11 protein-coding genes and 1 pseudogene are annotated in these 12,289 nt (G+C 68.7%); 8 read left to right on the top strand and 4 right to left on the bottom strand.

All coding sequences use genetic code 11. The features are described 5' to 3' along the window. The first annotated feature begins 10 nt into the window (after window positions 1-10). The 5 genes and pseudogenes from grpE to BLQ73_RS32115 all read left to right on the top strand — a co-directional run bounded on the left by grpE (window position 11) and on the right by BLQ73_RS32115 (window position 6,325). Entirely contained in the window at window positions 11-712 is a 702-nt protein-coding gene (gene grpE / locus BLQ73_RS05570) for a nucleotide exchange factor GrpE (protein WP_420819994.1), read from the top strand. A gap of 33 nt (window positions 713-745) precedes the next feature. Then, window positions 746-1,927, top strand: a complete 1,182-nt coding sequence (dnaJ, locus tag BLQ73_RS05565) for a molecular chaperone DnaJ (protein WP_093168935.1) — start codon at window positions 746-748, stop codon at window positions 1,925-1,927. A 4-nt stretch (window positions 1,928-1,931) separates the two neighbouring features. Beyond that, window positions 1,932-2,190, top strand: a pseudogene (locus BLQ73_RS05560) (heat shock protein transcriptional repressor HspR); the annotation flags it as partial. Window positions 2,191-2,380: 190 nt separating this feature from the next. Beyond that, window positions 2,381-4,963, top strand: coding sequence for an ATP-dependent chaperone ClpB (gene clpB / locus BLQ73_RS05555; RefSeq protein WP_093168931.1), 2,583 nt, complete (start codon window positions 2,381-2,383; stop codon window positions 4,961-4,963). A 519-nt stretch (window positions 4,964-5,482) separates the two neighbouring features. Continuing rightward, window positions 5,483-6,325 (top strand): hypothetical protein, encoded by an 843-nt coding sequence (locus tag BLQ73_RS32115; protein ID WP_176955288.1) that lies wholly within the window; start codon window positions 5,483-5,485, stop codon window positions 6,323-6,325. Window positions 6,326-6,477: 152 nt separating this feature from the next. On the opposite strand, the gene BLQ73_RS05545 is transcribed toward BLQ73_RS32115, so the two are convergent. Further along, window positions 6,478-7,008: a hypothetical protein gene (locus tag BLQ73_RS05545; RefSeq protein WP_093168927.1), complete on the bottom strand. Its 531-nt coding sequence runs from the start codon at window positions 7,006-7,008 to the stop codon at window positions 6,478-6,480. 170 nt (window positions 7,009-7,178) lie between these two features. Between BLQ73_RS05545 and BLQ73_RS05540 the strand changes: the two genes are divergently transcribed. Beyond that, window positions 7,179-7,805 carry a hypothetical protein gene (locus tag BLQ73_RS05540; RefSeq protein WP_093168925.1) on the top strand — a complete coding sequence of 209 codons (627 nt, stop codon included), beginning with the start codon at window positions 7,179-7,181 and terminating at the stop codon, window positions 7,803-7,805. Here BLQ73_RS05540 and BLQ73_RS05535 read toward each other — a convergent pair. After that, window positions 7,784-8,461: a TetR/AcrR family transcriptional regulator gene (locus tag BLQ73_RS05535; RefSeq protein WP_245690816.1), complete on the bottom strand. Its 678-nt coding sequence runs from the start codon at window positions 8,459-8,461 to the stop codon at window positions 7,784-7,786. The two genes, BLQ73_RS05540 and BLQ73_RS05535, sit on opposite strands and share 22 nt — an antisense overlap. Window positions 8,462-8,566: 105 nt before the next feature. Further along, on the bottom strand, window positions 8,567-9,715 hold the full coding sequence (locus BLQ73_RS05530) for a CapA family protein (protein ID WP_093168921.1): 1,149 nt from the start codon (window positions 9,713-9,715) through the stop codon (window positions 8,567-8,569). 235 nt (window positions 9,716-9,950) lie between these two features. On the opposite strand from BLQ73_RS05530, the gene BLQ73_RS05525 reads away from it, so the two are divergent. After that, a complete protein-coding gene (locus tag BLQ73_RS05525) occupies window positions 9,951-10,517 on the top strand; it encodes an HD domain-containing protein (protein ID WP_093169265.1) in 567 nt (188 codons plus the stop codon). Between the two features lie 140 nt (window positions 10,518-10,657). Further along, complete coding sequence (locus BLQ73_RS05520; protein WP_093168919.1) at window positions 10,658-11,527, top strand: Rieske (2Fe-2S) protein; 870 nt, start codon at window positions 10,658-10,660, stop codon at window positions 11,525-11,527. Between the two features lie 4 nt (window positions 11,528-11,531). On the opposite strand, the gene BLQ73_RS05515 is transcribed toward BLQ73_RS05520, so the two are convergent. After that, window positions 11,532-12,287: a sulfite exporter TauE/SafE family protein gene (locus BLQ73_RS05515; protein ID WP_093168917.1), complete on the bottom strand. Its 756-nt coding sequence runs from the start codon at window positions 12,285-12,287 to the stop codon at window positions 11,532-11,534. Between the last annotated feature and the right edge of the window lie 2 nt (window positions 12,288-12,289).

The raw sequence follows: 12,289 nt of genomic DNA, 5'->3' as shown, positions 1-12,289 counted from the left end.
CGAGGGGAGCATATTCGTGAACACGCGTGAGAACGGGCCCGAAGAAGAGCCGGTGATCCGCGACAACCGCAAGATCAACCCGAAGACCGGGCAGGCGCGGGAGGGCTCCGGCAAGCCGGCGGACACGTCGGCGGCACCGGCGGGCGCGGGCAGCGAGCTGGGCGTACAGCTCGCCGAGCGCACAGCCGATCTCCAGCGTCTTCAGGCGGAATACTCCAACTACCGCAAGCGGGTGGAGCGCGATCGGGTCGCGGTCCGCGAGCACGCGGTGGCGGGGGCGATCACCGAGCTTCTTCCGGTCCTCGACGACATCGGGCGTGCCCGTGACCACGGCGAGTTGACCGGCGGTTTCGCCAAGGTGAGCGAGTCGTTGGAGGGGGCGCTGACCAAGCTCGGCCTCGCGCCGTTCGGAGTGAAGGGAGACCCCTTCGACCCGACCGTGCACGAGGCGCTGATGCACAGCTACTCCGCGGAGGTCACCGAGCCGACCTGCGTGGAGATCCTCCAGCCGGGTTATCGCATCGGCGAGCGCGTGCTGCGGCCTGCCAGGGTCGCCGTGGCCGAGCCCGACGAGTCGGGGGCTGCGCCGGAGGCCGCTGGGTCCGCGGAGGGCTCCGGGAGCTCCGGGGCCTCCGGGTCCACGGGGTCGACCGGATCCACGGGTTCCAAAGGTCCCGGGTTCTCCGGCGACATCCTCTCCGACGACAACTGACATCCGCCCACCCAAGCGAAGGATGACACGCAGATGAGCACCAAGGACTTCTTGGAGAAGGACTACTACGCCGTCCTTGGTGTTCCGAAGACCGCTTCGGCCGATGAGATCAAGAAGGCCTACCGCAAGCTCGCCCGGAAATACCACCCTGACGCCAATCAGGGCAGCACCGAGACCGAGATCAAGTTCAAAGAGGTCTCGGAGGCCTACGACGTCCTCTCCGACGCCAAGCGCCGCAAGGAATACGACGAGGCGCGCACCCTGTTCGGGTCGGGTCTCGGCGGCTTCGCCGGGAGCGGCGCGCAGCGCGGGAGCGGCGGCGGGTTCCCGTTCGACTTCGGTGACCTGTTCGGCGGCAGCGGCCACTCGGGCGGCGCCGGCGAGCGCATCGGCGACATCTTCGGCGGGCTGTTCAACCGGGGTGGTGGTCGCACGACCACCACCTCGCGTCCGCGGCGCGGACAGGACATCGAGTCGGAGGTGACGCTGTCGTTCACCGAGGCCGCCGAGGGGAGCACGGTCTCGCTGCGGCTGACCAGCTCGTCGGCCTGTTCCGCCTGCAGCGGCACGGGGGCCAAGGCGGGCACCACCCCGCGGGTCTGCCCGACCTGTGAGGGCACCGGGGCCGCGAGCCGCAACCTCGGCAACTTCGCCTTCTCCGAGCCCTGCCGCGACTGCCGCGGCCGGGGCCTGATCGTCGACGACCCGTGCCCGGTGTGCGAGGGCAGCGGCCGGGGCAAGAGCACCCGCACGCTCCACGCCCGCATCCCGGCGGGGGTGGCCGACGGCCAGCGCATCCGGCTCAAGGGCAAGGGCGCTCCCGGGGAGGGCGGCGGGCCCGCCGGCGACCTCTACGTCCAGGTCCATGTCAAGCCGCACGCGGTCTTCGGCCGCTCGGACGACAACCTCACCCTGACCGTCCCGGTGACCTTCACCGAGGCGGCCCTCGGCGCCGAGATCAAGGTGCCGACTCTCAAGTCGATGCCCGTCACCCTCCGCATCCCTGAAGGCACGCCCAACGGGCGCACGTTCCGGGTGCGCGGACGCGGGGTGACACGCAAAGACGGCAGCAAGGGCGATCTGCTCGTCACCGTCGAAGTGGCGGTGCCGCAGCAGCTGGACGACAAGGCACGCTCGGTGCTCGAGGAGTTCCGTGACGCCATCGCGGGACCGGATCTCCGCGCCGACCTGATCCAACAGGCCAGAAGCGAGTGAGCCGATGGACGCCAACTACTTCAACCTGTCCGACGACACACCGGTCTATGTCATATCGGTGGCGGCCCAGCTTTCCGGGCTCCACCCTCAGACACTGCGGCAATATGACCGGCTCGGCCTTGTCAGCCCGGGTCGTACGGCGGGCCGTGGGCGTCTCTACTCCACCCGCGACATCGTGTTGCTCCGCGAGGTCCAGCGCCTCTCCCAAGAGGAGGGCATCAACCTCGCGGGCATCAAACGCATTCTCGAACTGGAAAGCGAAAACCTCCGCCTGCACGACGAGCTCATGAAGGTGCGGGCGGAGATCACGACGATCCGCGCGCTGATCCGCTACGAGCTTCCCCCCTGATCCACGACGCGATTCACGAGGCGATTCACGAGGCCGGGAGTCTCACGGCACGGCGGGGGCGCGCCAACACCACGGGGCACTGAATCAACGAGGCGGGATCACGCATGGAAAGCAAGCTGACCCAGAAGAGCCAGGAGGCGGTCTCCTCGGCGATCCGCAGGGCGGCGGCCGAGGGCAACCCCGAGGTGTCGCCGCTCCACCTGTTCACCGCGCTGCTCGCCCAGAGCGAGGGCACCGCCGTTCCCCTGCTCGACGCGGTCGGAGCCGATTGGAAGGCGCTGCGCGCGCAGGCGGAGGAGGCGCTGGCGGCGCTGCCGAAGGCCCGGGGGGCGACGGTCAGCGCGCCGAGCAGCTCGCGGCAGCTTCTCACGGTGGTCAACACGGCCGGGCACCGCGCCAAGCAGCTTGAGGACGAATACGTCTCGACCGAGCACCTGCTCGTGGGCCTCGCCGCCGACGGAGGGCGGGTGGCCGAGCTGCTCAAGGCCCAAGGCGCCGGCCCCGAGGCCCTGCTTGAGGCGTTCGAGAAGGTCAGGGGGCATGCGAGGGTCACGAGCGAGACCCCGGAGTCGACCTATCAGGCGCTGGAGAAATACGGCGTCGACCTCACCGAGCGCGCCAGGTCCGGCAGGCTCGACCCGGTGATCGGCCGCGATTCGGAGATCCGCCGCGTCGTCCAGGTGCTGTCGCGCCGCACCAAGAACAACCCCGTGCTCATCGGCGAGCCCGGCGTCGGCAAGACCGCCGTGGTCGAAGGGCTGGCGCAGCGCATCGTCGCCGGCGACGTCCCCGAGAGCCTCCGCGGCAAGCGGCTGGTCGCCCTCGACCTGAGCGCGATGGTCGCGGGCGCGAAATACCGGGGTGAGTTCGAGGAGCGGCTCAAGGCCGTCCTCAACGAGATCAAGCACAGCGACGGTCAGATCATCACCTTCATCGACGAGCTGCACACCATGGTCGGCGCCGGCGCGGCCGAAGGCGCCATGGACGCCGGCAACATGCTCAAGCCCATGCTCGCCCGCGGCGAGCTGCGCATGATCGGCGCCACCACCCTCGACGAATACCGCGAGCGCATCGAGAAGGACGCGGCGCTTGAGCGGCGCTTCCAGCAGGTCTATGTGGGCGAGCCCTCCGTCGAGGACACCATCGCGATCCTGCGCGGCCTCAAGGGCCGCTACGAGGCGCACCACCAGGTGCAGATCGCCGACGGCGCGCTGGTGGCCGCCGCCGCCCTCTCCGACCGCTACATCACCGCGAGGTTCCTGCCCGACAAGGCGATCGACCTCGTCGACGAGGCCGCCTCCCGCCTGCGCATGGAGATCGACTCGCGTCCGGTGGAGATCGACGAGCTGCAGCGCTCGGTCGACCGCATGCATATGGAGGAGCTCGCCCTCGCCAAGGAGACCGACGAGGCCGCGCGGCAGCGCCTGAGCAAGATCCGCAAGGATCTCGCCGACCGCCAGGAGGAGCTCAACGCGCTCGTCGCCCGCTGGGAGCGTGAGAAGGCCGGGCTCAACCGCGTCGGCGAACTCAAAAAGCAGCTCGACGAGGCCAGGTCGGCCGCCGAGCGTTCCCAGCGCGACAACGACTTCGAAGCGGCCTCCCGCATCATGTACGGCGATGTGCCCCGCCTGGAGAAGGAGATCGCCGAGGCGACGGCAGCCGCCGTGGAGGACGACTTCAAGCAGATGGTCAAGGAGGAGGTCGGCCCCGACGACATCGCCGAGGTCGTCTCCTCGTGGACCGGCGTCCCGACGGGCAGGCTGCTCGAAGGCGAGACCGCCAAACTGCTGCGCATGGAAGACGAGATCGGGAGCCGCCTCATCGGCCAGGTCGAGGCCGTCCGCGCCGTGTCGGACGCCGTCAGGCGCGCCCGTGCCGGCATCGCCGACCCCGACCGCCCCACCGGCTCGTTCCTGTTCCTCGGGCCGACCGGCGTCGGCAAGACCGAGCTGGCCAAGGCCCTCGCGGAGTTCCTGTTCGACGACGAGCGGGCCATGACCCGCATCGACATGAGCGAATACTCCGAGAAGCACTCGGTGGCCAGGCTCGTCGGCGCCCCGCCCGGATACATCGGCTACGAGGAGGGCGGCCAGCTCACCGAGGCGGTCCGCCGCCGGCCCTACACCGTGGTCCTCCTCGACGAGGTGGAGAAGGCCCACCACGAGGTCTTCGACATCCTGCTCCAGGTCCTCGACGACGGCCGTCTCACCGACGGCCAGGGCCGCACGGTCGACTTCCGGAACGCCATCCTGATCCTCACGTCCAACATCGGATCCCAGTTCCTCGTCGATCCCGCCCTGGAGAACGGCGCCAAGCGCAAGTCCGTCCTCGACGCCGTGCGCAAGTCCTTCAAACCGGAGTTCCTCAACCGGCTCGACGACGTGATCCTCTTCGACGCCCTCGGCACCGAGGAGCTGACCCGCATCGTCGATCTCCAGGTCTCCCACCTGGCCGCGCGCCTCGCCGACCGCAGGCTCGCCCTGACCGTCACCCCCGACGCCCGCGAATGGCTCGCCCTGACCGGCTACGACCCCCTGTACGGCGCCCGCCCCCTACGCCGCCTCATCCAGTCGGCCATCGGCGACAAGCTGGCCAAGGAGGTCCTGTCCGGCGGGGTCCACGACGGCGACGAGGTCCTCGTCGAACTCGACGCCGCCGGCGACACCTTGACCGTCCGCAAAGCCTGATTCCGCCTCTGGCCCCTGAGCTCACCCTCAGGGGCCATGCCGTGCCGCCGATCGGGCCGACCCGCCCCTCCCGCCCGGTCCTGTCCAGCGCGGCTTCAGCACGGCTTCAGCACGGCTTCAGCACGGCTTCAGCACGGCTTCAGCACGGCGGCGAGCGCGGGCGCGGAGAAGGCGAGCAGCGCCACGCAGGTGGCCAGTGCGCCACGGAGGGTTGTCGAACGCATGCCGACCATGCTCGTGCCGCGCCTTCGACGGCGCCTCCGCTGGAAGTTCCATCGTGAGATCCGACTTTCGCCATGGAACGCCCCCCGAGTACCACCGAGGTAGGAGCCCCAGGCGCACGGCGGTCTCACTTCAGTACGGCAATGCGCAGGTCACTGAAGTGCGTGGCCCTTGGTGATCCAGTCGGCGCGCAGGGCGCGTGGGTAAGGGGTTGTCCACCATTGGGTTAACCGGTCCTCCCGGCCCCGGCACCCCTGGCTACCTTCGCCTTCGTCGATAACCGACCAGCATCGGGGGATGCCAATGTCGAACGCACCACGAAAGATCCGGGGGATCGTCTCGCTCGCAGCGGTTCTGGCGGGGGTGGGCTACCTCGGGACGGGCCCCGCGACCGCCGACGCCGACTCCCGCAGGGCGGGACCCTGCGTAGGCGGCAATCCGGTGAGCCTCTTCACCCCGGCCGGCGTGGTCGCCGAGGTCTGCGACGACACCACGGGGTTGTGGACGTCGGTGCGCGAACACGGCGGCGGGGAGAACGAGATGGCGATCACCCGGCTCGCGTCGGCACTGGGCGTACCGGGTCTGGTGCAGACCGGACAGGTGCGCAACACCACCGATGCGGCGGGCGCCCCGCTCAGCCATTCCCTCACGACTCCGCCTGCGGGGCGGGCTCGGATCACCGGCCCGGTCACCGTCTCCCCCATGACCCGGTTGTCCGGCATGCCGGATTTCCCGGGCCTGCCGTCTCTTCCGGGCGTCGCCATTCCGCTGATCAAGGTGCAGCCCGCGGCCGCACTGGGCACGCCCGGGCTGCCTCCGGCGTTCATGACCATGGATGGTCTTCGACTCCCCCGCAGCATCGACGGTCCGATGTCCGAGTTCCCTCACCTGCCCACGTCCGCGGGCTCGGTGACGGTCAACCCGCGGCCGATCGCGGACACCGTCGGAACGGTCAAGGACACGGCACGCGCTCTCAAGGGCACGGCGGGCGCAGTGGGCGCTGTGGGCGCTGTGGGCACAGTGGGCGCTGTGGGCACAGTGAGCACGGGCAAGGACGGGACCCGCACGTTGAGGGACGCCACGAGCCCGCTCAAGGGCACGGTGCACACGCTCAAGTCGTCCGCGGGCGCCCTCCGCTGACATTGCGCCGCCCGGAGCCCTGTGGGCGGGCTCCGGCGCTCTGAGGGGCCCTTCGAGGCATTCGAGGCAGGGGCATGCGCAGGAAGGGCCGCGATCCATGTGGATCGCGGCCCTTCCTGCGCTTCTCTGCGATTGTCTGCGGTCGGCGGGGGTCAGGTGATCAGCGCGTCCAACTCGTCCTCGGGAAGGCCGAGGTCGACCCGGATTCGATAACGCGCGCGCAGTAGAGCGCTGTGGTCTCCACTGCCTTCCTGGCCGCCGAGTACGCCCTGCGTGGCCCACTCGTGCGCGGCGCGCAGATCGCCATAGGCCACGAGGGTCTCGGCAACGGTCAACGCGGTGGCCGGATTGACCCGGCCTTCACTGTGGATCACATCGATAAGCTCTCTGGCCTCGTCGGGCCGGTCGAGTTCGAAGAGGGTGTCGGCGATTCCCGCCCGGGGATCGACAATGACCTCGCCTCCGTCGTCAATCGCGCTCTGGAAGCTGGTGAGGGCCCGCGCGGCCTGCCCCGCCTGTCGCCATTCCTCGGCCGCGAGGACGAGGATCGCGGCTCTGGAGACCTCGCCGGACTCGTAGGAGTGCGCCAGATCGTCAAGTTTGCCTGCGAGTGAGGCGTGGTCATCGGCCAAAAGGGCCTGCTCCAGCAGTCGATCAAGGTGCTCACGTGTCACATGCGCCACACCGCGAGCGTACCTAGGGAGGGGCTGTTTTGCCGGGACAATACGCTCAGTGGTCATCACACATATTCGATAACGTTACGTACATGAACCCCTACACTGTGCGTGTTCCTCCTAGTCATCGGGCATAAGCGACAAGACCGGTGGAGGGCGACGCCGAGGAAGGGGCTGCGATGGGGCTGTCCAAACAGGTGACCTTCGCGGTCGGGTGTGCTGTGGTTCTCGCGGCGGTCATACCGGGGTCAGCGGGATATCTGTCTGGACGACTCGAAGCGCTGGAGCGCGCCGAACGCGACCTGCGCGCTTTAGAAGCCCAGCTCACAGCCGATCAGAAGGCCCTGCGCGGGCAGCTTTCCCGGCAGGCGCGCGGCACCCGCAGCGTCTCGTCGCTCCGCGACACCAAACCGCGATGCCCGATCCGCACGGAACCGCGGGCCGACTCGGTCGACCAGGGGAACCAGAGCGACCAGAGCGATCGGGTGGACATGGTGAAGACTCCGCCGTTAGCCCGCGAGCGGAACCCCCGCGCGGCGGAGCTCACCGAGATCACCACGAGAGAACGCGAGACCGAAGGCCGGCCGCTCGCGGCGGCCGACCGACGAACCCCGGCAGTGGACGAAAAACCGCAGGACCACCCCGATCAACCCCTCGACGAGAGCCCCGAGGCGGTCGCGAGCGCCACCCCGCAGCCCTCCCCCGTGCATCAGCCCAGCGCCCAGCCACCCACCGGCGGCGTGAGCGTCGAGTTCTACGACGGCGCGGGACCGGGTGACGCGCTCTACGACCCGCGAGACGGCTGACCGGCCCTACTGGGCTCCAGGGCCTGCCTCAGATAGCCCCGCACGAGCTTCTTGGCCTCCTCGACGATCTCAGGGGCGCCGTCGGCGTCCCTGCGGAACGCCAACTTGAGCACCGCGTCCCCCGCTTCGACGGCCACCAGCACGGCGAGGTCGAGTTCCTCGCTGTCGGCCATGCCGTACTCCTCGAGCAGCAGCCCGCGTAGTCGGCCCGCGATCACCGTGTTGCTGTCGGAGGACGAGTCGATCAGGTTCAGTTCGACGACATCACTGAAGTGGAGTGAGCGGAAGCCGGGGACGGAGCGATGCATATCCACGTATTCATCGATGATTGCATCAATTGCCGCCCACCAACTGAGATAGTCCTCCAGAAGGAAGCGCCGCCCGACTCGGGTGACGAATAACTCCACGTTGCGCCTGGTCAGCGCCTCGGCAATGGCTTTCTTGTCGGGGAAGAACTGATAGACGGAACCGATCGCGACGCCCGCGCGATCGGCGATACGGGTGGTTGACAGGGCTTCATACCCGATTTCGTCAAGCAACTCGGCGCAGGCGTCGAGCATGCGCTCGACTCGGCGGGCGCTGCGACGCTGGGTGGGACGGCGACGGAGCGACGTGGTCTCCTGTCCCTCTCGATCCTCACAAGGCAGGCTGGACACTCCATATATCTTGCCCTGTTGGATCGTTCCCAGTCAGTTCATACCTACCAATCACTCGTACTACCAGATGATAGTGATCTAGGACGTTTAACCCGCTAGTACGGTTTACCGCGTGGAATCATCTCCTGGCGCCGCGCTGAGCCCGGCACATCCCCGCAGGCTCTTCCACGAGGTCAGGGCCTGTCTCCCGGCCGCCCCGGTCACGGGAACGGGCACGCCGCCCTGGATCGTCGCAGGAGTCCACTGCTCCTTCAGCACCTTCCTGCCGTTGATCGTGAGGGTAAGCACCCCGGTTTTGCCGGTTTTGGGCCCCCAGTTGTAGAAGACAAAGTTTCCGAGGCCGTAGTTCACGTATCGCCCGCTCATGTAACCGCTCCCGAGCAGGATGTGAGCGTGCCCTCCGACGATCACGTCGGCTCCCGCAGAGATCAGCCGCCGGGCCAGGCTCCGCTGTACCTCCGTGGGGCATGCGACCAGCTCGGCGCCCCAGTGCAGGAAAACGACCACCGTGTCGGAGTCGCGCCGCGCGGCCCGCACCTCGTGAAGGAGGCGGGGCTCGTTCTTGGCGGAGGCCAGACCCGGCTTGCTGTTGGTCGCGGTCCACGCCTGAATGAACTCCGAGTCGAGCACTTGCGTGGCCGCGATGATCGCCACCCGGTTGCCGTTCACGGTGCGGCGGAACGGCCGATACGCCTCCGCCGCGTTCCTCCCCACTCCGATCAGCGGGAACTTCGCCCGCTTCGCGTTCGCGAGCGAGTCGGCGAGGCCGCTCTCCATGAAGTCCATGCCGTGGTTGTTGGCGAGCGAGGCCGTGTCGACCCCGGCCGCCTTCAGCGCGGTGAGGGCCGAGGGCGGCGCGCGGAACACGTACTGCTTGCCCGGTGCCGGCCTGCCCCCCGTGGTAACCGCGGTCTCCAGGTTGATCACCGCGAGGTCGGCCCTGCGCAGCACAGGGGCGATGGGGCCGAAAGCCGTACGCGGGTTGTTGAGGCGTGCCCGCAGCAGCCCCTCGAAGTGCACGTCACCACCGAAAGCGATGGTGTACGGCTTGCGCTGAGAGGTGGGCCGGGTCTCCTCCGGCGACTCCGCGGGCGCGGACGTGGCCGCCTTCGTCTCGATCGCAGGCCTTTCCGCGGATTCGGCAGCCGAGCAGGAGACGGTCAGGAGCGCGGTGGCCGTGATGGCGGCGCCCACAACTCTGCCGATACGGAGGCTGTCGGTGGTTGCGGGGACAAGGCGGATGCGTGTGTTCATTGTTCTCTGAGCATGCCATCTCTGGACCACGTCGATAGGACAACTTGCCCAGAGGCGGTCGCAACAGTCTCATCCCAAAACAGTCACCCGTGGCTCACATCTCGTTCATCGGAACGTGAGCCGCCGTTCGTATTAGACGTCGGTCGACACAGGGCCCAACCTTGTCAAGGACTTGATCACCACTAGGCTTGCTCAGGTGACTACCGCGCCTCTGCTGGACCGCCTCCACACCCAGATGGCTTTCGTCCAAGAGATCGACAAGCTCAAGCGGGTGCTCCGCCGCAACACGCTCATGGACGGGTCGCGCCGCGAGAACGACGCCGAGCACTCCTGGCAGCTCTGCATGCTCGCGCTGGTCCTCGCCGAGCACGCCCCGCCCGGCGTCGACCTTGAGCGCGTCATCGCGATGCTGCTGATCCACGACCTGGTGGAGATCGACGCCGGCGACACGTTCATCTACGACCCGGAGGCCGTGCTCCACCAGCCCGAGCGCGAGCGCGCCGCGGCCGACCGGATCTTCGGCCTCCTACCGGACGACCAGACCGCCAAGTTCCGCGCCCTGTGGGATGAGTTCGAGGCCCGCGCGACTCCCGAGGCGAAGTTCGCCAAGGCTCTGGACCGGCTCGCGCCGCTGCTCGCCAACCATCACACCGAGGGTGGCACGTGGGCGCTCTACAAGATCACGGCCGACCAGGTCAGACGCAACGCGAAGATCATCGAGGCCGGGTCCCCCTCGCTGGGCGCCTACGCCACCGAGCTGATCGAGCTCTCCATCAAGCGTGGCCACCTGTCCGAGGGGTGATCTGATTTTTCCGGAGTTCATCCGGGTAGGTCCCCTGGTGCGTGTTTCATCCTTAGTCCGGTGGAAGGGATGCGCCGAGCAGGCTCCAGGGGGCAGAGGTGAAGGAAACTGTGAGACCAGGGCGAAGAGCTCTGAGGCGCATGGTGCCGACGGCTGAGCTCACCGATCGGCTCGAACACACCACCGCGATGGACCAGCCGATCTCGGTGCTCGCCAAGGTCGTACGGCAGCGCCTACGCCCCGGTGCCCTGCGCGATTTCCTGCACGGCGTGCCGACCGGCAAGCCACTGCATCCGGCCCTCGCCACGTTCAGCCTCGGGTGCTGGGCGGCGACAGCCGTACTCGATCTCGCCCGCGCCGACAGGCGCGCGACCCGCACCCTGCTCGCAGCGGGCATCAGTGGAGCGATCCCCACCGCCGCGGCGGGCATCACCGACTGGTCGTCGCTCCACCGCGAACAACAGCGGGTGGGATTCGTCCATGCTTTGGCAAATTTGACCGCGTTCAGCCTCTACACCGGTTCCCTGCTGCTGCGCGTGTCCGGGCGCGAACGCGCCGGGCGCCTGGTGGCGTTCGCCGGGCTGGGAGCGGCGAGTGTCGGCGGCTACCTGGGCGGCCACATGGCCTACCGGCAGGCGGCGGGGGCCAACCACGCCGAGTCCGTGGCCCATCTGGTGCCTCTCGGGTGGCACGACCTTGGAATGATCAAGAACCTGCCCGACGGGCGGCCCGTGACGCGCCGCCTCGGATATATCGACCTGTTCGTGATGCGTCGCGGCACGACCGTGACCGTGCTCGCCGACCACTGCTCACATCTCGCCGGGCCGCTCCACCAGGGCAAGGTCTCCATGGTGGACGGGGAGGTGTGCGTGACATGCCCGTGGCATGGCAGCACGTTCCGCCTGGCCGACGGCTCCGTGGCCCACGGCCCCGCGACGGCGCCCCAGCCGACCTTCGAGACCCGGGTGAGCGAGGACGGCATGATCCAGGTGCGCCCCGCGCTCCCCTGACCCCTCACTCGGTCAGGAGTTTGACGATGGCGAGGACTCCGACGCACACGACGATGCCCCGCAGGACGGGCGCGGGCAGCCTGCGCCCGACCCTCGCCCCGAGGTAGCCGCCGACCATCGACCCGAGCGCGACCAGCCCGGCGGCGGCCCAGTCGACGTGGGCCACCACGGTGAAGAGTACGGCCGCCGCCCCGTTCACCAGCAGCACCAGCATGTTCTTGGCGGCGTTGACGCGCTGCAGGTCCTCGTCGAGAAACGCGCCGAGCAGCCCGATCAGCACCACTCCCTGCGCCGCGCCGAAGTAACCGCCGTAGGCCCCGGCCGCGAGCACCGCGGCCCACAGCACGGGCCCTCCGTGGGGGTGGGCGTTCTCCCTGCGGCGCATCAGCCACCTGTTGATCTGCGGCTGGAACACGACCAGCACGCAGGCCACCGCGATCAGGACCGGCACGATCACCTGGAAGGCGCTTTCCGGGAGACGCAGGAGCAGGACGCCGCCGATGAGCGCTCCCACCACCGAGGCCACGCCGAGCCGTACCAGGCGGTCGCGCTGGCCGGAGAGCTCCGACCGATAGCCGAGCACGCCGGTGAGCGAGCCCGGCACCAGGCCGACGTTGTTGGCGATGTTCGCCGTGATCGGCGGGATGCCGACCGCGAGGAGTGTGGGAAAGGTGATCAGCGAACCCGACCCGACGACCACGTTGATCCCGCCGGCAGCGATCCCGGCCGCGAACACGGCAGCCGCCTCCCACGGTGTCACTG

This window comes from Sinosporangium album, from assembly GCF_900100605.1.
GTDB classification, from domain to species: Bacteria; Actinomycetota; Actinomycetes; order Streptosporangiales; family Streptosporangiaceae; genus Sinosporangium; species Sinosporangium album.
This window is presented reverse-complemented; position numbering and strand designations above follow the sequence as displayed.

Coding starts and splice junctions, on each gene's coding strand:
- dnaJ (WP_093168935.1), top strand. CDS start 746: ATGAGCACCAAGGACTTCTTGGAGAAGGACTACTACGCCGTCCTTGGT.
- clpB (WP_093168931.1), top strand. CDS start 2,381: ATGGAAAGCAAGCTGACCCAGAAGAGCCAGGAGGCGGTCTCCTCGGCG.
- BLQ73_RS32115 (WP_176955288.1), top strand. CDS start 5,483: ATGCCAATGTCGAACGCACCACGAAAGATCCGGGGGATCGTCTCGCTC.
- BLQ73_RS05540 (WP_093168925.1), top strand. CDS start 7,179: ATGGGGCTGTCCAAACAGGTGACCTTCGCGGTCGGGTGTGCTGTGGTT.
- BLQ73_RS05530 (WP_093168921.1), bottom strand. CDS start 9,715: ATGAACACACGCATCCGCCTTGTCCCCGCAACCACCGACAGCCTCCGT.
- BLQ73_RS05525 (WP_093169265.1), top strand. CDS start 9,951: ATGGCTTTCGTCCAAGAGATCGACAAGCTCAAGCGGGTGCTCCGCCGC.
- BLQ73_RS05520 (WP_093168919.1), top strand. CDS start 10,658: ATGGTGCCGACGGCTGAGCTCACCGATCGGCTCGAACACACCACCGCG.